Here is a 21,745-nt window from a genome sequence, read left to right as displayed (position 1 = left end):
TATTCCCATTATTGACATATATTTCATGGGCGTTCTGGTTTTACCATTATTTTTTTCCAGTATCCACAAATTGCAGCAATGTCATGCATAATATCATACCACACTTAAAAACCAAAGACAAGATATGAGCAAAAAACCCAGCAGAATATGCTGGGTTATGTGTAATATGGAGCGGAAAACGAGATTCGAACTCGCGACCCTCGCCTTGGCAAGGCGATGCTCTACCGCTGAGCTACTTCCGCGTATGTCCTAACAACGAATTTGATTATATACCATAACCCAATTATTTGTCAACTTTATTTTTTATCCTTTGCGGCGAGTTAAGGCTCCCGCCGCTGCAGGCGGCGTTTGTTCAGGTGGGGCAGACTCCCCACCTGAACTAGTCTTTCAGCTTTACTTTTGGAAACTAACACATATGCAGCGGCTTGCATATTATGTATAAGACACATAAGAACAGACTTGGCTTGTGTCAAGTCCGTCAGGATGCCGACAGAAGCCTTAGTCGTTCAATCCAGGGAAAGTTAACCTTTCCATCTGGCTAAAAAAACCTTCTCCCAAAGGAGGCTGTTCAATTGCATTACTACTTGAAAGAGGAATGCGTACTTGTCGAAGGCAAAACACGCGGAGCCATCTATAATCTAGACTCAGGCCGGGTATATTCAATCAACCGGGGAGCGGTTGATCTCTTAAAAGCATGTCAAAACACAGCATTAGAAGCACTACTAGATATAACTTGCAAGGATAATAAGCTATACCTGTCCTTCCTTGATACCTTAACTGCCAAAGGATTAGGAGCCTTCTATACTGATCCCCAAACAAACACAAAGAAACGCTCTATCCCCTGCTATCAACCGCAATTAGAATTTATTTGGCTAGAACTTACCTCGGCTTGCAATAACCGGTGCTTACATTGTTATTCTACTAGCAGTCCGGAAGTACCAGCTGGTTGCGTACCACATAATCGTTGGCTTGAACTTATTACCGAAGCCCGCAAGGAGGGTGCCTATGGCCTTCAGCTTATCGGCGGTGAACCACTGCTCTATCCCCAATGGCGGGAATTAGTAATCAAAGCCCGCGAAGAAAATTATGAGTTAATTGAAATATTTACCAATGCCACTCTTATCGATGATGATTGTATTAATTTTTTCAAACAGTATGATGTCAGCATTGCCACCACGCTCTACGCTAATAATGCCACAACCCATGATAAAGTGACCCTTCATCCTGGCAGCTTTGAAAAAACCATGACTGCCATAAATAAAATTTTAGCCAAGAATATTCCCCTTCGTATCGCCTCCATTCTTATGAAAGCCAACGAACATGAAGCCGAGAATATTATGAACCTCTGCACTAAACTTGGTGTAGAAGCTGCACCTCCAGATGTTGTTCGCCCTACCGGACGCGGTGATGACCAGGATCTATTACCCACATCCTATGCCAAGCAACCGATCAAACCACCTTTTTTTACTGACCCGGAATCCTTTGTCAAAGCCCAACAATTCCATAGTTGTTTAGCCGGACGCCTAGCCATAACTGCCAGCGGTGACGTCATACCTTGTATCTTCGCCCGTGACCGGGTTTGCGGCAACATAGTAGCTACATCACTTCATACGATACTTAACGAACAGCCGTTGAAAACATGCTGGCAGACAACCAAAGATTGTATAACTAAATGTCAAGATTGCGAATACCGTTACGCGTGTGCTGATTGTCGCCCCTTAGCACAAAGCATGGACACTAAAAAATGTTGGAATGCAGCTCCTGCGGACTGTTCGTATAATCCTTATACTGGAAAATGGGGAGATGAATAGCAATGCCTGATGACAAATACAAAAGCCGCAAATGGGAAATCCCGGAAATGAGTGAATGGGACACTGATTTTGAAGAGGAAAACTTTAGCGAGCGCGTCACCACTGTTGGCTGCCGTCCTTCCTGGAGTCCTTGCCAGCCTTCCTGGAGTCCCTGCCAGCCTACCTGGGCTTCTTGTTGGCCCCGTCAATGTTTTCCTCGCCAATGCCGTCCGCGTTTTTGCCGGCCACGTCAATGTCAGCCACGCATGTGTATGCCTATCAGTCATCGCCTATGTAACCCGCTATAAAACAGTACTTAACTTCAGGAGAGTTTTAACTCAGCTGAAATATTCTGACAGCCAACCACATTATCGAATATTGTTGTTTAAGTTTCCTACTAATATAATTGTTACATGAATAGCGGCTAACAGCGAACCCATTATATCAGCAATCAAATCAAGATTCGTATCCAGCAAATTGGGCTGGCTTGGCATACTTGGTTTAGCTATACTATCGCCCAGGAACTCACCAACCTCATATATGGCCCCAATGCTGAGTCCTAATGTGAGAATAAAGATAAACGTAAACCCCCAACCTATCATCGGCTGGGTGAGTTTACAAATAATACTATAGGCAAACAGCGAAAATACGTAGCTGCCAAACACATGCTGAACTTTATCAAAAATTGATGATGTAACATAAAAATCCAAATATAAACCGAAAAAACTATCACTAGTAAGTACTGCCATTACACTAGCTCGGATATAGTTGCTGATTGTAATGCCAGACTTTACTTCCCAAAAAGTATATATTACCCATAAAACTATTTTTATGGCTATATTCTGAGCATAGTCGTAACGTCCTTGTTGCACTAAATTCCAAGCTATGGACGCCAAAACAACTAAGAAAATACCAGTAAGAATAAGCATTGTTTTCTTGTGAACAGTCAAGTACGTTTCCCCCACCCTCAGCGAAGTAGAGTCATATCGCTAACCCGCGATTTGCATATCCTATTTAGTTTGCCAAATTATTATACAAAATATTTCATGAAATGAGGGAACCGGTAGTGTTTTCATAAAACACTACCGGTTCCCTCATTTCTATCACGTACGTAACGCAGTAAAAAAGACTCGTATGACTACGAGTCTTTTTTACTTGATGGTGCGGGAGACAGGAATTGAACCTGCACGCCTCACGGCGCTAGATCCTAAGTCTAGTGCGTCTGCCAGTTCCGCCACTCCCGCATAAGCTATTACTTTGTGCCGCAGTTGTTATATTACCATAGTTATTTTACTATGTCAATATCAAATCAAGGAATGTTATGTATATTAGAGGAAAGAGATATTTGGTCCTTTGGTAAAATGCCAAATATCTCACCAACTGTAGATTTCCCTGTGCCATTTGGCCCAAACAACACATGTACTTCCCCCTGTTTAGTAACTTCGTTTTTATCTTATATAAGCCTTCCAGCAAATTCAAATATTTACTTTCTTTCTTGACATTATCCTTGTGCCTATTATATAGTAATTGCGAAATATATCGCGCAAATACTATATAATGTAACACTGAATTCTAAATTACCCTCATTCACGAGCGGCTCTTCACTTATATTAGGAAACAGATCGTACCCTTGAGCTTGTTGGCCTGAAGCTTTTCGGCAATACCAAAACCACTACTTGTGGAAATAGCAAACTACCCTAATAATAGAGGATACTCCTTGACATACTATACAAAATATTATATATTTTATTATGAAATATATTTCATAATTTGAAGGGAGCACTATGGGTCGCCCACATAAAGAACGTCGCGTTGAACAACTCCCCCCAGTTACCCACTACAAGCCTGCAGGAGTTCCTTTACGCAAGCTAGAGGAAGTTACATTAACAATTGAAGAAATGGAGGCTATCCGTTTAGCTGATATTGAACAACTTGATCAAGCAGCAGCAGCTACACGTATGGAAGTCTCCCGCCCCACCTTTCACCGGATTGTCAATACGGCACATCAAAAAATAGCTGCCGCTTTATGGGGAGGCCATGCCTTGCGGGTTTATGGTGGGACTTTTCGTATCGACCATCACTGTCAAACCGGTCTACGGCATTTTGTCTGCCAAACCTGCGGTCACAAATGGACATTGCCGCACGGCAACGGGCAACGTTGCCATGATCTAATATGTCCTGCATGCCAAGCAATGACTGTCAGTCGCGATGATGAATAATTTACATCCAAATCATGAAATATGCTTCATAATTTACAAAGGAGATGGATTCTAAAATGGGCTGTAGCAGCAGCAATCAGGAGTTACAAGCACAGGATCAAAAAATCAACAATTTTTTACAAAATGTCAATCACAAAATTCTAGTCATGAGCGGTAAAGGTGGCGTCGGTAAAAGTACGGTTGCCACTAACCTAGCAGTTTTCTTGAGTAATCAGGGCTATAAAGTTGGCCTGCTTGATGTTGATGTGCATGGTCCCAGTATCGCCGGCCTTTTAGGACTTACCGGTCTAAGACTTAATACTATTGGCAATCAAATTCAACCGTATCATTATAATGACAATTTAAAAGTAGTATCCATTCAAGGCTTATTGGATCAGCCTGACGATCCACTTATCTGGCGCGGTCCAGTAAAAATCGGTATTATTCGTCAATTCTTAGCAGATGTAAATTGGGGGCCACTTGATTTTTTGATTATTGACAGCCCTCCAGGAACGGGGGACGAACCACTGACCGTAGCCCAAACAGTAACCGATTGCCAAGCTGTCATCATAACAACCCCGCAAGAAATTGCCTTAGCGGATGTACGCAAATCCATCCAATTTTGCAAGAAAGTCAATATGCCCATTTTAGGCATTATCGAAAACATGAGCGGCTTTGTTTGTCCTTCCTGCGGCAATATGCATGCCATCTTCAAAAGCGGCGGCGGCGAAAAAACTGCAGCTGATTATAACCTTCCCTTTTTAGGACAACTACCGATTGACCCTAGCGTAGTCACCGCCGGTGATGTTGGTCAAAGTATCGATACCTTAACCAGTCATACCAAAGAGAACATGCAACATATTGTTGAGCAATTACTACATAAACTTCCTAGTAAACTCGTTCAGCAAAAACATGACTGCGGCGGACATTAATTAATTTCCTAAGGCGGCGCAGCTAGAATTACATTGCGTAATTCTAACTGCGCCTTTACTTTAGAAATATGGAGGCTAACATGAATATTGCTATAGGTGCTGATGGGCAAAGTTTAAACAGTAAAGTATCTGAACAATTTGACTCATGTAACTATTTAGTAATTGTCAATATGGATGACTCGAAGGTTGTTATAGCTATTAAAAATGAGGATTCGTCAGAAGATGAGCTTGCTGAGAAAGTTATACAATATGACTGTGAAGCCCTTATTACAGGAAAATTAAACCCAACAGCATTTAATATACTAACAGAAGCATGTGTAACACGATATCTCGGGTTAGGTCATTCTGTTGAAACTGCACTTGATTTAATGGAAAGACAACTATTAAGGTATATTAAGAATCCTGAGGGAACAGATGAATGTGATGGTCCTCATCATAAACACTGAACGAACCTTGTATAAAAAGTGGAAGGAGGAACTGTGTTGTATAAAGAAATTGAATTTTCTGAAGGTCAAACGGGATTTGGCTTAGTTTTTACTGATCCATCGACGGGAATCAGGAGCCTGGTAGGTATATTTGATACTCATGAAGAAGCTTATAAAAATGGACAGAAGGGAAGTAAGCAAGCACTGATGATTAGACCGGAAGTTGTAATTTGGGATAGGAAGAATTACGAATTGTACGATTGGGTATATAAAAAATAATTTAATTCAAATATAATCGGTATGATTACCCTCACTCCCTTCGCTTCAGTGACAATACCGATCATAAGATAAGCCAAGGCTTGTGCCGGCGTCCTTTAGGACGCCGGCACAAGCCTTTGTCATTCAATCCAGGAAAAGTAATACTTTTCATCTGGATAAAAAATAACCTGACTATTTTCGCATAATAACCCAAAATCCACCTTGCATTGATATCTTAAAATCCGGAATATTCGCCACCATCAGTGCTTCTACAATTTTCTCGCCAAAATTGTCTCCAGTAAGCTTTTTCTTTCTCTCCTCCCAGGAATCGTTGTTTTCCTTCCTTTTTTGCTCAATTTCAGCACGCAACTCGTCGGTGCCAAAACCACCACCTACATAAGCAAAGCCTCCGGGAGCAAGAATACGATATATTTCTGTAAACGCTTTCGGCTTGTCTTTCCAAAAAATAAAAGAGCCGCGGCTGATTACCAGATCAACGACTGAATCATTCAATGGGATATTATGAACATCGCCTTGCAAGGTCTGCATCCTGTCTTCTAATCCCTCTTCGGCAATTTTTTTAGTGGCAAGGCTCAATGCATTTTCCGAAATATCAAACAGACAAACATCCATCTCGGTAATTTTAGCGAAAGCGATACCCAAATACCCCGGTCCTGTACCAATATCTAAACATTTCCCCTTGGTTTTCCCCGTTTTATTTAAAATTTGTTCTGCAATTACGGGATAGATAGGAGCAAATAATTTTCCAGTTGACTGATCATAGTCATTCGCATCGAACTTATCCATAAAAAGCCCCCCCTCCTGTTATGAGCCACGTTAGAACTTCTTACTCCATTCAACTCCATATACGGCGCCGACATCATAATAATAGCCGTTGTTATACATGCTTGCATAATGTTTATCTGTAATATTTCTTCCATATACGGTTACCTTTGTCTCCGGATTAATCATTTTACTCAAGTTAAGGTCGATCCGAGTATAATCTCCTAACGAAAAACCGTCGGTAAGAGCACTTTGCCACGAATCCATTTTTCGCAATATCAAATTGGTATCAAACGCTTTACCGTTGTGAGTGAGCCGCAGTGTGTAAATATTATGAGGCATTGTGGCGTTATCTGGCGCATAATCTGATTTGATATATGAATAACTTAGATAATATTTTAAATTATTCAACAGATTCCCGTTCAGGCTTAGTTCCATCCCATGTTGCTTTACATCAGCGTCAGTATAAACACTCACAGCATCTGTCGCGGAGCTTTTCACAATCTTTCCTTGGCTATCTTCGTAGTGATCCACAATTTTATAACCATCTATGTTATGTTGGAAAAACGTCAACCCAGCGTGCAAATTCTTGCTGTAGTCTGCATTAATACCAAGTTCGTATCTCAGCCGCACTTCCGGATCAAGCGCCTCATTATTTACCGTGCTCATAAACGCGTCGGTGGGCTGTTTGGAATAAGCTATTCTAGTCGATAGTTTATATACAGAATCAAGCTTATACGCAGCTCCGACCGCATAACTGGTTGCATTGTTCATCCACATATCGTTGATAACTTGCGTACTGATATCGCTCGGTTTATATTTATCAATTCCCTTGGTAATATGTTTCCGGTCAATTCGAGCACTGCCATCAACAGTTAATTTATCATTGACCTTTTGCTCATCGGAAATATAGTAGCCATATAACTCCTCTTCCCGTTCTTTTTTCTGCCAGGATAATTCACCTGTCGGCGTATGCCACAAGATAGTCTGGCTACCGAACTTCAGAGTGTTTTTACCTGAATCGGAAATAATCGTATGCGACAAGTTGAATTCGCGTAAATAGTCCCGTTCAGCAAAAACAGTATCAACCAAGGGTTTTGTAATGTCATTCGAATGTGAATCGTCCCAAGTCTTGCTAAAGCCGTAGCTAAAAGATGTTATATGATCTTTGTCCCATAAACGATTAATATCAAAAGAAAGCATTATGGACTTTAGCGGATCATAACCCCACAGCATCGTTGACATCGTTCCAGTGTCAGTTATACCACGCTGAAAATTTCGGGAACCACTATCATAAAAGAAGGAAAAGTTACTAGTTAAACCCTTATCTGCGTAACCGCCTTTTAAATAAATTGAGCCCGATCTGGCATCATTAAACCAATCATCTTTTCCGCCAGTGTGGTACTTTTTGTAATCTGCTACAAAATAAGAATTGCCATTACTTTCGCCATGATAGGTGTTAACTGAGTAAGTATGATAAGTTCCATAACTGGCCTTAACTTCGGTTTCCGCCTTCGTCGGCTTTCTGGTCTTAATAACAATAAAGCCTCCATTTGGCGATCCCTGTGTAGTCGTAAAAGCAGAAACCGGACCCAAAGTCAGCATAGTTGGATCCCGCACAATTTGAACGGATTCGACGACCTCAAGAGGAAAATTTGCTAATTCCCGACCCGATTGAGTTTGCGGAATGTATATGCCATCAATAATCAGACCGAGACTGCCATTGCCACGAACCTGAAAAAAGTTTAAATTTCTCCGTCCTTGAAAGGTCGTTGTCACGCCAAGGCCTTGTTCAATCACATCAATTATATCCTTGGGATGCATTGCCTCAATGTCTTTGCGAGTAATCGTTTGTGTGCCCGCCTCACCACTCTGCGGAACGGCCAAACGGCTATATACCGGTTCCTTTTCAGTTGATCTCTCAGCAGCATCTTTTTTGGCAGATACCAAAACCGGATTTAGTTCGACACTTTGCTTGTCAGTACTTTCTTCCGCTAGTGCCGGCAATGTAGCACTGACCAATATGAGTGTAACCAGCGCCGGAAACAGTTTTTTCTTTTTCAACATAATCATCTCCTAACAAAATAGTATGGATATTATGCATACAACGGCCTTTTTACTGTTGAACGTCGTCATTCCGCAGTATTTCCTAATAAATTCTCCACCTCCTGATCAGTGAGGTCATAGTGATAAAATAGCTTATAAAATTTCTTGGTTTCGCTTTTCATATCTATTTTTACATAATCCGGATACAGGAGATTAGCCAGCCATTTAAGCCCAATAACCCTATTCGCAGAGGGTGGACGATCAAACCAATTATTCAATTGTTTCGGTATATCATATACCCTTCGTTCATTTACCGCTTTGATATTCTCCCACTCGGGATTACCAAGAACATAATCGCGGAAACTTTCCGGGTCGTCTTTTTTCATACGGTTAGCAATGATGACATCAGGGTTCCACTCCCTTACTTGTTCAATCGAAACAGGAGTCTGACCAGGGCCGGTTCTGGAAGCAACCTGAGCGACATTAATGCCCCCGGCAAGATCAAGCACCTGACTATGCCTTGTTTGTGCCGGATCGGTCGCCAGGCCATCCGGGCCTTCCGCATAGTAAACGTGCACTCTTTTTTCTTGCGGTATTTTGTCCAAAGCGGTTTTGATTTCAGCAAAGGTAGCCCGGCAATAATCAGCCAACACCTTGGCCTTTTCTTGTTCCTGCAGCAGCTCACCGATAAAATCATAGGTTTTATCTAACTCCGCCAACCTATTCTCAATTACTACCACCGGAATGCCCAGTTCGTTTTGCATTTTGTCGGCGGCGGCGATAACGGCAGCATTATCGGCATCAATCTGTGTATTTGCGACAATAATGTCAGGAGCCGCTTCCTTGATCTTTTTACTCATACCACCGGGTTGCTTGTCTCCCTGATCGCCCGGCGAATTAGTTAGCTTGACAAGCTTATCAGGTACGATTGCATTAAGTATAACTGTGCCATAGATTGGCGCATAGATTTTATTGACCTCGCGGGGAATAGTGACTTTTCGTCCAACCATATCGGTAATTTCAAGTTGACTTTGCTTGCTTTGAGCAACAGGCTGGCTGTTATTGCAACCGGCAATGAGCATTAATAATAAGACCATGACCAGACAAGCAACCCCTAATTTCAACATATCTCAACCTCCTGAATCTTATCCTGATTTATCAGCAGTAGTGCACATCATCCAAATTATCAAAAATATCGCCTTTTAACAAATTGTCACCCCCGGCTCGGCCGGTATTAGATCAATGCACCCTCCGTTACGCAATATATCCCGGATTGCGGATAGTTGACGATCCAATTTCTCCAGCAAGACCAAATTATGGCGTTCTTGCTCTGAAGTCACAATGACTTTCTTAATTCCACCGTTTTTGATCACCAGCCGCTTATCGCCCATTAAAGCCAAAATCGGGTCGTGAGTAGCCATCAATACAATTTTTTGTCTGTCAACCAACAGCCGAATCGCGTTTTGGCGGTCAATTCCGGCATTCTCAATTTCATCAATCAGGATAATCGGCGATTTGCTCAAATAGGCCGCATCCGCAATCATCAGAGAACGGGACTGACCGCCGCTTAATGAGGTAACCGGCGTACCTGGCAAAAACTTCTCGCCAGCTAATTCATTGGCTTTCGCAATAATGTTAGCGCAAATTTCCGCCGCATTTTCCACCATTCGGCTTTCGGCATGCATCTGAACAAATTCTTCAACCGTCAAATCCATAATGAAGTTCATATTCTGCGAAAGTTGAGCAACCAGCTTATGTTCAATGGAAAAGCGGCGTTTGCCATCCGGAATCTGATTATTGATCAGTATCTTTCGTTTTGTCGGCGTATCCCGTTGAGCAATCCACTCAATATCTGCCAGCAAACAACTCTTCCCCGAACCGGTTGGTCCCACGATGCAAATAACTTCACCGGCATTAATTGTTACTGCTATATTTTCACTCTGACCGTCTTTGTCTTGTCCGCCAACAATAGTAACAGACTGGACTGCCTCCTCCGCAACCTGCAGTTGCTGCATTTGAGTCATAAAAGCGACAAATTGTTCGATAAGAACCTGCTGATCCATCCCTAAATCCTGGGAAGTTTCTTCGTCCATACTTGAAAAATAATTACAAACCCGGTCAAACGGTTTAACCGGCAATGGTAAGGCTTGAAAAAAATCAGCCGCATACGGATAGGCAGTAAACAATTCTTGCATAGTCATAGAAGACAGCTTTTCCCACACTTAGACCCCAGTCCCTTCTTAGTCTAACTCCATTTTTTTCACATTACCCATTTGGAAGTCNTCGCCAATACGAACCTGCCCCAAACAGTACGAACAAGTGGCTGCCGGCATGGAAAACCGCAGNTGACTGCCAATAAGACTTNCAAACTCCGCGGCGTTACAAAATAATTCTTTGGCTTCCTGAGCTCCTTGCCCGGTAATGCCATTGAGATGAACAATTACTGCCCGGGGATTGGCCTGTTTGACGCGAAAAGCAAAGACCTCCCGTTCCCCCTGCGAGACGATGTCCCCTTTGGTAATCACAACAATATCAGCCAGTTTTAGCATTGGCCCAATTTTCCGCGGGGTCTCAACACCACTCAAATTATCAATCACACATACCGCCAGCGCCCCGCGGATATGCGGTGAACAACGGTTGCATAGTCCGGCGCTCTCACTGATTAACATATCAAAGCCTTTGCGATTTGCCCAAGCTACACAATCTTCAACATTGCTGACGAAAAAATGGTCTGGGCAAATATTGCCTGACAGTCCAGTCTTGGCAACTATACCCTTTTTTTGATAAAATTCCTGATCCTTCGTCGACAAACAGTCAAATTTGACAACCGCCACTTTCATTTTGTCATGCTGCAAGACTTCAGCAATCTTGGCAATCACTGCCGTTTTCCCTGCAGAGGGCGGACCAGATACAGTAATTAACTGCATAATCTCACCCCCATCATATACTCTGTGTTTTTAAACTTTCCTTGCCGGAATTACACCCACAAGCTGGAGATGAATTGTTCGCCTGCCCGCCCTTGGCAGAATAGCTCTCCCAACACTGCTTATTTAGTTTCTCTACCAATTCTTCAACATCGTTTTCCTTTATAAAATCCCATCCCAACCATTTAAACTTAGCATTGGCTGCCAATTTATTATTAACATCTGGGTGTAGGGAAGGAAAATAGGCATCGGCACAAAGCTGGCCGAAACGTGAACTGCTTACAAAATCAACTAAGTCTTTCAGCTTTTCTGCCTTATCCGCCTTCACCATAAAGAAGAGCGGCATTACCAGGGCCCCGTCTTCAGGCCAAACAATCTCAATATTATCTGAATTACTTATGGCGTTAGCAAAGAAATGGGACATGATGTAAATTGGCGGCACATCCGCTTTACGACTCGCCATCCCCTTAATCATTTGTGAAGCATGTGACCCGCTATGTATTGCCCTGCCAAGCGCCTCAATTCCAGCATCACCAAATTCCTTATAAATGTTTAATAATACAACATCGCTAAAAGTGTCCCCGTAAGTATTCATCAAAACCTTGCGCTCATATTCAGGCTTTAACAAATCGCCCCATGTTCTCGGCATCGACAAATCACCAAGTCTTGACTTATCCACTACCATAACATTGGTAGTCAGACCGACAACATGATAATTTTCTTCTTTATCACCAATATCAATGTCAGCCATTTGATTATTTATCAGCTGACTTTGTGGCGTTACAAAATATCCGGGCTTGATAAATCGCTCAATGAAATTTTTATTGAAAAAGTGATATCCTTTTGTTAACACCATATCCGGTACTTCGTCAATATTCATAAAATGCGGTATCCATTCATTGAGATGGAGTAAATCGTTGCAGCATGCTCCGGTGTAATAGTTAATCGGTTCTTCACTATTCTTTTGGACTTGCTGGAAGATTGATTGCAGTTCACGTTCTAAAGGAACTTTTAGGCCACAGGGAATCTGAGCAACAAAGTTGAATCTTCCTGAATTGTTATCAACCATAGAGGTGAGAAGATTGTTAGTATTGGTGACATCGGCAATTTTTTCGTCTAGTAGATTTAAAAAAGCTTCAGCCCCTATTTGTTTTGCTCGCAACGCAGTTTTGAGCTTAAGTATTGCTCCTAGTTCATTAATAACTTCTTCATCGGCAAACACTTCAAAACCGTTATTACTAAATACCTCCAACGTCTCAGGATATTTTGTGACAATGTCCTGAATAGTCCAATCAAGCATATTTTCTTTCATTTTGTCCTCCTCAATACTTTTTTTGCTAATTAATTTTCTTTTTATACGACCTTTTACAATCGTATTAAAAACACAATTGATTATTTTTTTCTCCAACAAAAATAAACATAAATAAACATATTTGCTTTTTTAAATCGCCGATATTCATTATTATTTGTTTTTGTTGCAAATCATTGTCGATATATAGTATACTCACTTATAAGGCTACTGTCGGTAATCTCGATTACCAATCGAAAAAGGTTGTGATACCATTGCAAGAAGACTTAGTCAAATTAGTTTCAAAATTTGCTATATTCTCCGGCATTTCCGTTGATATGTTAACCACGATCTTTGCCTATCTTAAACCAGAATTGCTACATTACTCTGCCGATTCCTATATTATTAAACAAAATGAAAAAATAACCGGATTAGGTATAGTAATTCACGGTAAGGCGTCAATTATAAAAGAAAACTTTACAGGAAAATGCATATTATTTAAAGAATTTCAAAGAGGGGATTGTTTCGGAATTAGAGCTATATTTTCGCAGCAAACTAATTGGCCAATATCTGTAGTTGCCAAAATTGACTGTACTGTAATGTTTTTATCACGTGCAAAAATTGCAGGCAACAAAAATACTTTTTTAGGCCTCGAACAATTATTACGAAATATGTTAATGTTGGTATCGAAAAATGTTTGTTTTCTCCATCGTAAGCTGGAATATTTTGCGCTCAAAAGCTTGCGAAAAAAAATTTGCATGTATCTTCTGGAACAATATGAATCTAAAGGAGAAAAAACTTTTACCCTATCATTAAATCGCAATGAATTAGCTGATTTCTTGTATGTCTCTCGCCCCGCTTTATCTAAAGAAATTTCTCGCATGCGCGATGAAAATATTATTGATTTTTATCACACATCAATCACGCTTCGTAATGTGGATATTTTAAAAGAAATCTTAGAATGTCCAGACTAGATTTGCTGAGCAGCTATATCTTCCTCAAGGGAAGAAACATTAATTCAAGCAATGTAAATTTTTTATGTATTTTATTTGAGCATTTAAACTAAAATTGCCAAGCCCTTTCCTCGTGGATAGGCTTGGCAATTTTAGTTTAAGCTTTCCTTAGTCGCTTGCTTCTGTTAATACATCAAATGCTGTCGGATTTAATTTGCCTGTGATAATAGCTTCTCGTCTCGCGCCCAACCTGCGTTTTTTCAATTCACAATAAATTTTGCATAGAAGAATATTCCTTGACATACTGGATAGAATATTATATATTGTTTATGAAATATATTTCATAATTTAAAAGGAGCACTATGGCTCGCCTACACAAAGAACGTCGCGTTGAACAACTACCACCAGTTACTCACTACAAGCCTGCAGGAGTTTTTTTACGCAATCTATCATACCCTGCGTGTGAAGCATCTACGGTCAGTCGCAACGAGGAATAAAATTTTGTCAAAGTTATGAAATATGCTTCATAACTTACAAAGGAGGAAACTCTGTGCTTATCAGCATTGCCAGCGGTAAAGGCGGTACCGGCAAAACAACCTTAGCCTTATTGCTTGCTGTCGCGCATTCTCAGCTCACCTTGATTGACTGCGACGTGGAAGAACCGAACTGTCATTTGTTTCTCCAGCCAAAGTGGCAAGGCCCAGGACAGGATATTACCATCATGGTACCTCGCATTGATAGTGACCGTTGCAACGGTTGCGGCTCTTGTTCAGCCGTTTGCCTCTTCAGTGCCGTCGCAATTTCCGGTAAATCAGCCCTGTTGTTTGATGAATTATGTCATAGTTGTGGCGGTTGCCTGCTTGCCTGCCAGCATAACGCCATCTGCGAAGAGCAAAAGATAATTGGCACCCTTATGACTGGAGCAGCTGCCGCCCAGCCTGGCATTCACCTTGTAAACGGTACCCTCAAAGTGGGTACACCCAGCGCTGTGCCGCTCATCAGACGAATGAAACAAGAAAGCTCGCAGCTTACAGGCGATATCCTGCTAGATTGTCCCCCCGGCACCTCCTGCTCCATGGTCACTGCCGTCAAAAACAGCGATTTTTGTATCTTAGTTACTGAACCGACTCCTTTTGGCAAACATGATCTGGAATTAGCCATGAACATTACCCACCTGCTCCAAATACCGACTGGTGTTGTGATTAATAAAAGTGATGCTGCTGGCGACGAAAATATTGAAGCCTTTTGTACGAGCCGCCAGATTCCAGTCTTAGCCAAAATTCCGCACAGTCTTTCCTTCGCCCGCCAATATGCTGCAGGTTGCATACCAGCTGACTTTCAAAACATCGCTGCTACTATCTGGCAACAACTTAAAGCTGAAAGGAGCGCGAGAGCATGAAAGAATTAGTTATCGTCAGCGGTAAAGGCGGTACAGGTAAAACCAGCATCAGCGCGGCTCTCGCCTGTCTAGCACCGCAAAAGGTAATGGTAGACTGCGATGTGGATGCGGCCAACTTCCATCTGGTTAGCGGCGCTACGATCAAGGAAACTCATGCATTTACAGCCGGGTTTCAACCACATATTGATGAACAAGTCTGTACACACTGCGGCAAATGCATCGGCCTATGCCGATTTGGCGCCATTACTGCCGGTGTCATTACCACACCGCTAAACTGTGAAGGCTGTGGTGTATGCGCCTTTAACTGCCCCGAACACGCTATCGCCATGCAGGAAAAACAAGCAGGCCACTGGTTTATCTCTGACACTCGTTTTGGCTGTTTAATCCACGCCGAACTCGGCCTTGCGGTAGAAAACTCTGGCAAACTGGTTAGTAAGATCCGGCAAGAAGCTAAAAAAATTGCTGCCGCCGAGCAGCTACCCCTTATTATCACTGATGGGCCACCCGGGATCGGTTGCCCAGCTATTGCCGCCTTATCTGGTGCCACTTTAGCACTGGCTGTCGTAGAGCCATCTTTGTCTAGCATGCATGACTTGGCACGGTTAACAGATCTAGTTGCCCATTTCCAATTGCCTATAGCCGTATGCATCAATAAAAGTACGCTGCACCAGGAAAATACGGAGCAAATAAGAACCTGGTGCCACAGCAAAGCTATTCCGATATTTGCCCAAATCCCCTATAGTGACACCTTCCGCAGCGCTATTCAAGCCGGAAAAACAGTATTAGAAGTGTTAGAAGGTGATGTCACTAACGAACTGACCGAGCTATGGCAAAACATCGCAAGCCGATTAAACATCCCCCCAAATGACAGTAAATTTGACTTGCTCCGTCGGAAATTTAATATTTTCCGTTAATAAATGCATTTCCAAGGAGGCTAGGCTGCTCCCCCTGTGGGAAATAGGGGCCTTACAACAAATCATTAAGAAAGCGAGGGACCACACCATGAAAATTGGCATTACTGCGCACGGCGAAAGCCGCCAAGCAACCATCGATTCCCGTTTTGGCCGAGCCGATTATTTCGTCCTTTATGATCAAGAAAAAGATATCTGGGACAGTGTACCCAATACACAAAACCTGGAAGCGGCCCATGGAGCTGGCATCCAGGCAGGACAATCTCTAGTCAAAACCGGGGCCAGCGTGCTCATCACCGGCCATGTAGGCCCCAAAGCGTTTAAGGTAGTGAAGGCAGCAAATATTGCCTTGTATTCAATAGGCACTCTGAGCGGTACCGTTGAAGAAGCATTAGCAGCTTTTCTAGCTGGCAAACTAACGCTCCTCACCGCACCAGACGCTATTGAAATCAAGAAATAATATCACTATCAAAATTATCAAAGGAGATGGACTCTAAAATGGCCTGTAACAGTAGTGATCAAGAATTACAAGCACAGGATCAAAAAATCAACAATTTTTTACAAAATGTCAATCACAAAATCCTAGTCATGAGCGGTAAAGGTGGCGTCGGTAAAAGTACTGTTGCCACTAACCTAGCAGTCTTCTTAAGTAATCAGGGCTATAACGTTGGCCTGCTTGATGTCGATGTACATGGTCCCAGCATTGCCGGACTCTTAGGACTTACCGGTCTGAGACTCAATACCATTGGCGACCAATTTCAACCATATCACTATAACGAGAATTTAAAAGTAGTATCAATTCAAGGCTTATTGAATCAGCCTGACGATCCGCTTATCTGGCGCGGTCCAGTAAAAATCGGCATTATACGTCAATTCTTAGCAGATGCAAACTGGGGGTCACTTGACTTTTTGATTATTGACAGCCCTCCGGGAACAGGGGACGAACCACTGACCATAGCTCAGACAGTAACTGATTGCCAAGCTATCATCGTAACAACCCCGCAAGAAATTGCCTTAGCGGATGTACGCAAATCCATCCAATTTTGCAAGAAAGTCAATATGCCGGTTCTAGGCATTATCGAAAACATGAGTGGCTTTGTTTGTCCTTCCTGCGGTAATATGCATGCTATCTTCAAAAGCGGCGGAGGCGAAAAAACTGCAGCTGATTATAACCTTCCCTTCTTGGGACAACTGCCTATTGACCCTAACATAGTCACCGCTGGTGATGCTGGTCGCAGTATCGACACTTTAACCAGTCATACCAAAGAGAATATGCAACATATTGTTGAACAGTTTCTGCAAAAACTTTCTAATAAACAGAAGGGTGTTGAAAAAACTATGAAAATTGCTATTCCCGTAGTTCAAGGAAAACTTTGTACCCATTTTGGTCATTGTGAACAATTTGCTATCATCACTGTAACCGATGGCAAAATTGTCAAGCAAGAGACCCTAACTCCGCCCCCTCATGCACCCAGTGTCATTCCTAACTGGGTAGCCGATCATGGCTGTACCGACATCATAGTCGGCGGCATGGGCGAAGCCGCACAGGCTATTTTACAACAACGCGGCGTAAAAGTATCATGCGGTGCCCCTTCGGATACGCCTGAAAACCTTGTTGCTGTGTACCTGCGCGGCGAACTTGCCGACTCCGGCAACACCTGCGACCACGAACACGGTCATGGCTGCGGCGGTCATTAAGTAATTCGTTCTCTAAGGCCGGGCACAACTAGCTTATTCTAGTTGCGCCTTTATTTATCCAGGTGGAGAATAAGCAACTATGGTGGATAGTATGAATAACTCAAATGTTACAGCTATTAAAAATGAAGATGATTTATCAGCAGAAAATCTTGCTAATAAAGTTGTAAAATATGAAGCGCACAGCGTGCGCACATAGAGGAGTGTATGTTATGACACTATTGGAAGAGGCCAGAACAAAACTTACTCAACTAGTGGCAGCCCACAAATGGAATGAAAACGAAAAAGTTCATATTGTGTCCGCGCACGATCTCACGCCAACAGAAGCAATTGGAACGCCAGACCGGGACGATTACCCTCTCCTCACAGGAAAGGAAGTCATGATGGAAGCCCGGTTTCACGATGGAGTCGGGCAAGCCTTTACCGACCAGCCGGGGCGGTTTGATGGCACGCTTGGTGAGGTATTACAGTTGCCGCTAGATACCAATTTTCGCAGAGCAGTATTTGTTGCGACTTTAAACGCTGTTATGCGCAATTTGAATCAGGTAGAAGCAACAGTCCACTGCAAAGATAGTGAGCCCTTGCTCTGCTCCCAGAAACTGCCGGAGCATATTCAGAAACTTTATGGCCGGCCCAAGATCGCCTTTATTGGCTTACAGCCTGGCCTCATCCAGGCTCTTAGTAATGCTGAATTTGACCTGCGCGTAACTGATCTTAACCCGGACAATATCGGTCATATCCGCTGTGGCGTGCGCATTAACGATGCAGCCCAAAATGCCAAACATGTCGCCTGGGCAGATATTGTTCTATCCACAGGCAGCGTTTTGGTAAATGATACTTATCAGGAATTGCAGCAGGGGAAACCGATAATCTATTATGGCGTTACCGCAGCAGGTTTGGCAAAGATGTTTAATCTGTCTAGAATTTGTTTTTGCGGACACTAAACCATAGTAATAAACAATGACAAATTACTTAACAGGAACCTACCCTTTAGCAACTTCAGCAGCCGCTTCCCTCAGCAGATTCAGTTCCCGCTTCCCCACTGTCAACTTACGTAGCGAAGAGCCCCTTCATTATACATTTTAAACCTAACTCCGCACCCTCATGTACAGGTGTCATCCCCAACTGGGCAAAAAAGCAAGCACATTTCAGACAAATAGTAATGTCTAAAATGCGCTTGTTTTTTTAAAACCGTGCCGGCCGCATAGCAGGCACAGCTTGGAGACGGAAGCTTCCGATACTGCAGCTAAAAAGGCGCCGATAGCAATACCGATAACACCATTGCCAGTCAATCAGTTTTACTTGTTATTTTTCACAGGAGAATGGCCAGGAAACAATCCCGCCTTCCATGACCTTCACATTCTCAAAGCCTGCACCTTCCAAGATTCCTTCGGCATCATAACCCCGTAGACTGATTTTGCAAAAAGCTACAACTTCATCTTGTTTGTTCAATTCCGCCACGCGGTTGCGCAGTTGTCCTAAGGGGATATACTTAATATTGAGGCTATCTGACAGACGTATCTGCTTACATTCGTCCGGAGTGCGAACATCAAGGAAAACTGTTTTACCGTCTTCCAGCTTTTCCTTGGCTACCAGCGGCGAAATACCTTTGAATTTTCCTGCCAGTTTGTTCATGACGGCATTGGCAGCCACCGCTACATTATCAATAGGAGAATTATACGGTGGAGCATACGACAGATCAATATCAAATAAATCATCAATAGTACCGCCTAAAGTCAGCACTGCAGCCACCACATCCACACGTTTGGCAACTTCGCCTTCGCCTACTGCCTGCATCCCGAGAACTCTTCCTGTTTGGGCCTCGGCAATTAATTTTACAGTGATTGGTTTGGCACCAGGCATATAATGGGGCTTGTCATGACCTGCAACCATCGCTGTTATGTAATCACAACCAAGCTGTTTGGCATCACGTTCACTTAAACCGGTTTTGCCAACAGTAAGAGTATGTAGTTTAGCCACAACCGTGTTGAGTACACCTTTAAACTTGACATGACCGCCACACAAATTTTCACCGATAACGCGGCCATGCTTGTTAGCCGTTGAACCCATGGGAGCAAAGACCTTTTGTCCAGATAAACGGTTGATATTTTCTACGCAATCGCCACCAGCATAGATATCTGGATCGTTCGTACGCATTTCCTCATCTACCACAATGGCACCAGTTGCACCAATCGTCAAACCTGCGGCTTTAGCCAACTCCACATTAGGCCGCGCACCAATTGCCAATATGACAAGATCGGCAGGAATAGTACGTTTATCGGTCTCAACCGCCGTCACCCTTGTTTCACCAGTAAATCGCTCTACCTTTTCTTCCGTCAGTAAGCTAATTCCCTTTTCAGCTGCATACTTAGAGGCTATTCCAGCTATTTCGGCATCAAGAAATGCCGGAAATATTTGCTCCTTCATTTCAACTACCGTTACCTGCAGCTGCCGTTTCGTTAAGGCTTCCGCCATTTCCATACCTACTAGTCCGGCACCAATAATTACTGCCTGCTTAAATTTCCCGGCCTCAATTCCTTGCCGAATCATTTTGGCATCATCAGGATGCCAAAGCGAAAAAATGTTATCTAAAGCCACTCCTGGCAGTGGTGGCATTATAGGTGAAGCACCTGTGGCAATAACTAATTTATCATAAGGTATAGTATCTGTTTCACCCGTAGCCAGTTTCTTCACAGTTACTACCTTGGCTTGCCGGTCAATGGCAGTCGCTTCTGTTTGAATTAATACATCAAGGTCCTTAACATTTTTGAAAAAAGCTGAACTGCGTACAATACCTACCGGCGTCTTCATCAAATCTTCAATGTCATTAACGTCTCCTCCCACATAATACGGCATGCCACATGCGCCATAAGAAATGATCTTCCCTCTTTCCAGTACGGTAATACTTGCCTGCGGATCACCCCGGCGCGCTTTAGCGGCAGCTTTAAGTCCAGCTGCCACCCCACCAATCACAACAATTTTTTTCACACAAATCCCTCCCTAATTCTGTTGCTATTGCAACACCTAATTTTTCTACACCGACTGCATTTCAGACAATCGCTGTAAACCTGTATTCAACTGTTCTTATCAGGCTTTCTTTACCATGGCAAGCATTGTTCTAGTTAAATTCTCAATTCGCTGACGTACATCAGCCTCGATACTAACGTCATTCAAACAAGCTTCCGTATAACCTTCAAGAATATGCGCACTGAGCTTGTTGACTGCCCCCATTACAGCACTCAATTGAAAGAGAATATCCTCACATGGCTTATCGTCTTCAACCATTTTTTCAATACCCGCAATATGACCTTTAATCGTACCTAATCTTTGAAGTACGCTTTTTTTCATCTGCTCACTAGCCATAACTCATACTCCTAACTGAAATAATGTTTCACATAGTTTATCCGCCCCCTCAGGGAGGGGTTATACTATATTAATACTATAGTCTATAAAATAACTAAAATCAACCAAAATATAAATAACCTTTCCCTGTTCCTTACTGTTGTACAATTGGTGAAAAATAAAAAACCCCAGACTATACTAAGTCTGGGGTTAAAATTCATTGGTGACCCACCCGCGACTCGAACGCGGGACACCCTGATTAAAAGTCAGGTGCTCTACCGACTGAGCTAGTAGGTCAGGTATAACTATAACCATAAGTAAGCGATTTATCCATGTTGCCGCTTAGCCTATTGGTCCGCAACAACATGGTTCGCTGCCTTATTTGGTGACCCACCCGCGACTCGAACGCGGGACACCCTGATTAAAAGTCAGGTGCTCTACCGACTGAGCTAGTAGGTCAGACAATAAATAATGTGGTACTTGCTTGTGTTAGCACAGCTTCCCACTTCTAACATCCCGCATCCACATCTCAAATGGCAGGGGCGGCTGGACTCGAACCAACGCATGACGGAGTCAAAGTCCGTTGCCTTACCGACTTGGCTACGCCCCTATTGATATGGGGTGACTGGAGGGTCTCGAACCCTCGAATACCGGAGCCACAATCCGGCGTGTTAACCGCTTCACCACAGCCACCATATTATTGTCGCTAACGACAGGATTTATTCTATCATACCAATATCCTTATGTCAAGCACCCTATTAATCATTATTTGTCTGGCAGCTTCTGCCAATAAAGAACAAC

21 protein-coding genes and 6 tRNA genes are annotated in these 21,745 nt (G+C 42.9%); 12 read left to right on the top strand and 15 right to left on the bottom strand.

What is annotated here, in order from left to right; translation table 11 throughout:
• Window positions 1-167: 167 nt before the first annotated feature.
• Window positions 168-242, bottom strand: a tRNA-Gly gene (locus tag SALPA_RS20485).
• 330 nt (window positions 243-572) lie between these two features.
• Here SALPA_RS20485 and SALPA_RS20480 point away from each other — a divergent pair.
• Both SALPA_RS20480 and SALPA_RS20475 read left to right on the top strand, forming a co-directional pair.
• Complete coding sequence (locus SALPA_RS20480) at window positions 573-1,811, top strand: radical SAM protein (protein WP_145098257.1); 1,239 nt, start codon at window positions 573-575, stop codon at window positions 1,809-1,811.
• Window positions 1,812-1,813: 2 nt separating this feature from the next.
• Window positions 1,814-2,098 (top strand): hypothetical protein, encoded by a 285-nt coding sequence (locus SALPA_RS20475; protein ID WP_145098254.1) that lies wholly within the window; start codon window positions 1,814-1,816, stop codon window positions 2,096-2,098.
• Between the two features lie 60 nt (window positions 2,099-2,158).
• Here the strand turns inward: SALPA_RS20475 and SALPA_RS20470 are convergent, their stop codons facing one another.
• Together SALPA_RS20470 and SALPA_RS20465 are read right to left on the bottom strand one after the other, a co-directional pair.
• Window positions 2,159-2,740 carry a hypothetical protein gene (locus tag SALPA_RS20470; RefSeq protein ID WP_145098251.1) on the bottom strand — a complete coding sequence of 194 codons (582 nt, stop codon included), beginning with the start codon at window positions 2,738-2,740 and terminating at the stop codon, window positions 2,159-2,161.
• Between the two features lie 209 nt (window positions 2,741-2,949).
• A tRNA-Leu gene (locus SALPA_RS20465) sits at window positions 2,950-3,034 on the bottom strand.
• Between the two features lie 540 nt (window positions 3,035-3,574).
• Between SALPA_RS20465 and SALPA_RS20460 the strand changes: the two genes are divergently transcribed.
• The 4 genes from SALPA_RS20460 to SALPA_RS20445 all read left to right on the top strand — a co-directional run bounded on the left by SALPA_RS20460 (window position 3,575) and on the right by SALPA_RS20445 (window position 5,624).
• Window positions 3,575-4,009, top strand: coding sequence for a DUF134 domain-containing protein (locus SALPA_RS20460; RefSeq protein ID WP_145098249.1), 435 nt, complete (start codon window positions 3,575-3,577; stop codon window positions 4,007-4,009).
• Between the two features lie 56 nt (window positions 4,010-4,065).
• On the top strand, window positions 4,066-4,920 hold the full coding sequence (locus SALPA_RS20455) for an Mrp/NBP35 family ATP-binding protein (protein WP_145098246.1): 855 nt from the start codon (window positions 4,066-4,068) through the stop codon (window positions 4,918-4,920).
• An 80-nt stretch (window positions 4,921-5,000) separates the two neighbouring features.
• Window positions 5,001-5,366: a NifB/NifX family molybdenum-iron cluster-binding protein gene (locus tag SALPA_RS20450; protein ID WP_145098243.1), complete on the top strand. Its 366-nt coding sequence runs from the start codon at window positions 5,001-5,003 to the stop codon at window positions 5,364-5,366.
• Window positions 5,367-5,402: 36 nt separating this feature from the next.
• Window positions 5,403-5,624: a hypothetical protein gene (locus SALPA_RS20445; protein ID WP_145098241.1), complete on the top strand. Its 222-nt coding sequence runs from the start codon at window positions 5,403-5,405 to the stop codon at window positions 5,622-5,624.
• A 171-nt stretch (window positions 5,625-5,795) separates the two neighbouring features.
• Here the strand turns inward: SALPA_RS20445 and SALPA_RS20440 are convergent, their stop codons facing one another.
• The 6 genes from SALPA_RS20440 to SALPA_RS20415 form a co-directional block, all read right to left on the bottom strand.
• Entirely contained in the window at window positions 5,796-6,410 is a 615-nt protein-coding gene (locus SALPA_RS20440) for a class I SAM-dependent methyltransferase (protein WP_145098238.1), read from the bottom strand.
• A 30-nt stretch (window positions 6,411-6,440) separates the two neighbouring features.
• Window positions 6,441-8,453 carry a TonB-dependent receptor gene (locus tag SALPA_RS20435; RefSeq protein ID WP_186451159.1) on the bottom strand — a complete coding sequence of 671 codons (2,013 nt, stop codon included), beginning with the start codon at window positions 8,451-8,453 and terminating at the stop codon, window positions 6,441-6,443.
• 65 nt (window positions 8,454-8,518) lie between these two features.
• A complete protein-coding gene (locus tag SALPA_RS20430; protein ID WP_145098232.1) occupies window positions 8,519-9,559 on the bottom strand; it encodes an ABC transporter substrate-binding protein in 1,041 nt (346 codons plus the stop codon).
• A 75-nt stretch (window positions 9,560-9,634) separates the two neighbouring features.
• A complete protein-coding gene (locus SALPA_RS20425) occupies window positions 9,635-10,633 on the bottom strand; it encodes an ATP-binding cassette domain-containing protein (protein WP_255450700.1) in 999 nt (332 codons plus the stop codon).
• A gap of 39 nt (window positions 10,634-10,672) precedes the next feature.
• A complete protein-coding gene (locus SALPA_RS20420) occupies window positions 10,673-11,359 on the bottom strand; it encodes a GTP-binding protein (RefSeq protein ID WP_145098229.1) in 687 nt (228 codons plus the stop codon).
• A 13-nt stretch (window positions 11,360-11,372) separates the two neighbouring features.
• The gene (locus SALPA_RS20415; RefSeq protein WP_222428073.1) at window positions 11,373-12,764 is read right to left on the bottom strand and encodes an ABC transporter substrate-binding protein; all 1,392 of its coding nucleotides are present in this window, start codon (window positions 12,762-12,764) and stop codon (window positions 11,373-11,375) included.
• A gap of 146 nt (window positions 12,765-12,910) precedes the next feature.
• Here SALPA_RS20415 and SALPA_RS20410 point away from each other — a divergent pair, with 146 nt between their 5' ends.
• The 6 genes from SALPA_RS20410 to SALPA_RS20385 all read left to right on the top strand — a co-directional run bounded on the left by SALPA_RS20410 (window position 12,911) and on the right by SALPA_RS20385 (window position 18,546).
• On the top strand, window positions 12,911-13,618 hold the full coding sequence (locus SALPA_RS20410) for a Crp/Fnr family transcriptional regulator (RefSeq protein ID WP_222428072.1): 708 nt from the start codon (window positions 12,911-12,913) through the stop codon (window positions 13,616-13,618).
• Window positions 13,619-14,147: 529 nt separating this feature from the next.
• Complete coding sequence (locus SALPA_RS20405) at window positions 14,148-14,996, top strand: 4Fe-4S dicluster domain-containing protein (protein WP_145098221.1); 849 nt, start codon at window positions 14,148-14,150, stop codon at window positions 14,994-14,996.
• Complete coding sequence (locus SALPA_RS20400) at window positions 14,993-15,910, top strand: ATP-binding protein (RefSeq protein WP_145098218.1); 918 nt, start codon at window positions 14,993-14,995, stop codon at window positions 15,908-15,910. The genes SALPA_RS20405 and SALPA_RS20400 overlap by 4 nt, the downstream gene beginning before the upstream one ends.
• An 88-nt stretch (window positions 15,911-15,998) precedes the next feature.
• On the top strand, window positions 15,999-16,367 hold the full coding sequence (locus SALPA_RS20395; RefSeq protein WP_145098216.1) for a NifB/NifX family molybdenum-iron cluster-binding protein: 369 nt from the start codon (window positions 15,999-16,001) through the stop codon (window positions 16,365-16,367).
• A 38-nt stretch (window positions 16,368-16,405) separates the two neighbouring features.
• Window positions 16,406-17,605, top strand: a complete 1,200-nt coding sequence (locus SALPA_RS20390) for an iron-sulfur cluster carrier protein MrpORP (protein ID WP_145098213.1) — start codon at window positions 16,406-16,408, stop codon at window positions 17,603-17,605.
• A gap of 209 nt (window positions 17,606-17,814) precedes the next feature.
• Window positions 17,815-18,546 (top strand): Rossmann-like domain-containing protein, encoded by a 732-nt coding sequence (locus SALPA_RS20385; RefSeq protein WP_145098210.1) that lies wholly within the window; start codon window positions 17,815-17,817, stop codon window positions 18,544-18,546.
• A 361-nt stretch (window positions 18,547-18,907) separates the two neighbouring features.
• On the opposite strand, the gene SALPA_RS20380 is transcribed toward SALPA_RS20385, so the two are convergent.
• The 6 genes from SALPA_RS20380 to SALPA_RS20355 all read right to left on the bottom strand — a co-directional run bounded on the left by SALPA_RS20380 (window position 18,908) and on the right by SALPA_RS20355 (window position 21,637).
• Window positions 18,908-20,590: an FAD-dependent oxidoreductase gene (locus SALPA_RS20380; RefSeq protein WP_145098208.1), complete on the bottom strand. Its 1,683-nt coding sequence runs from the start codon at window positions 20,588-20,590 to the stop codon at window positions 18,908-18,910.
• Window positions 20,591-20,689: 99 nt separating this feature from the next.
• Window positions 20,690-20,965, bottom strand: coding sequence for a metal-sensitive transcriptional regulator (locus SALPA_RS20375; RefSeq protein WP_145098205.1), 276 nt, complete (start codon window positions 20,963-20,965; stop codon window positions 20,690-20,692).
• 200 nt (window positions 20,966-21,165) lie between these two features.
• Window positions 21,166-21,241 (bottom strand) — tRNA-Lys (locus tag SALPA_RS20370).
• 86 nt (window positions 21,242-21,327) lie between these two features.
• A tRNA-Lys gene (locus tag SALPA_RS20365) sits at window positions 21,328-21,403 on the bottom strand.
• A gap of 75 nt (window positions 21,404-21,478) precedes the next feature.
• Window positions 21,479-21,554: transfer RNA gene (locus tag SALPA_RS20360), tRNA-Gln, on the bottom strand.
• Between the two features lie 7 nt (window positions 21,555-21,561).
• Window positions 21,562-21,637: transfer RNA gene (locus SALPA_RS20355), tRNA-His, on the bottom strand.
• Window positions 21,638-21,745 lie beyond the last annotated feature (108 nt).

The organism is Sporomusa sp. KB1 (assembly GCF_007830295.1).
Classification (GTDB): domain Bacteria; phylum Bacillota; class Negativicutes; order Sporomusales; family Sporomusaceae; genus Sporomusa.
The sequence above is the reverse complement of the archived record's forward strand: the minus strand, read 5'-3'. Positions and strand labels throughout refer to the sequence as shown.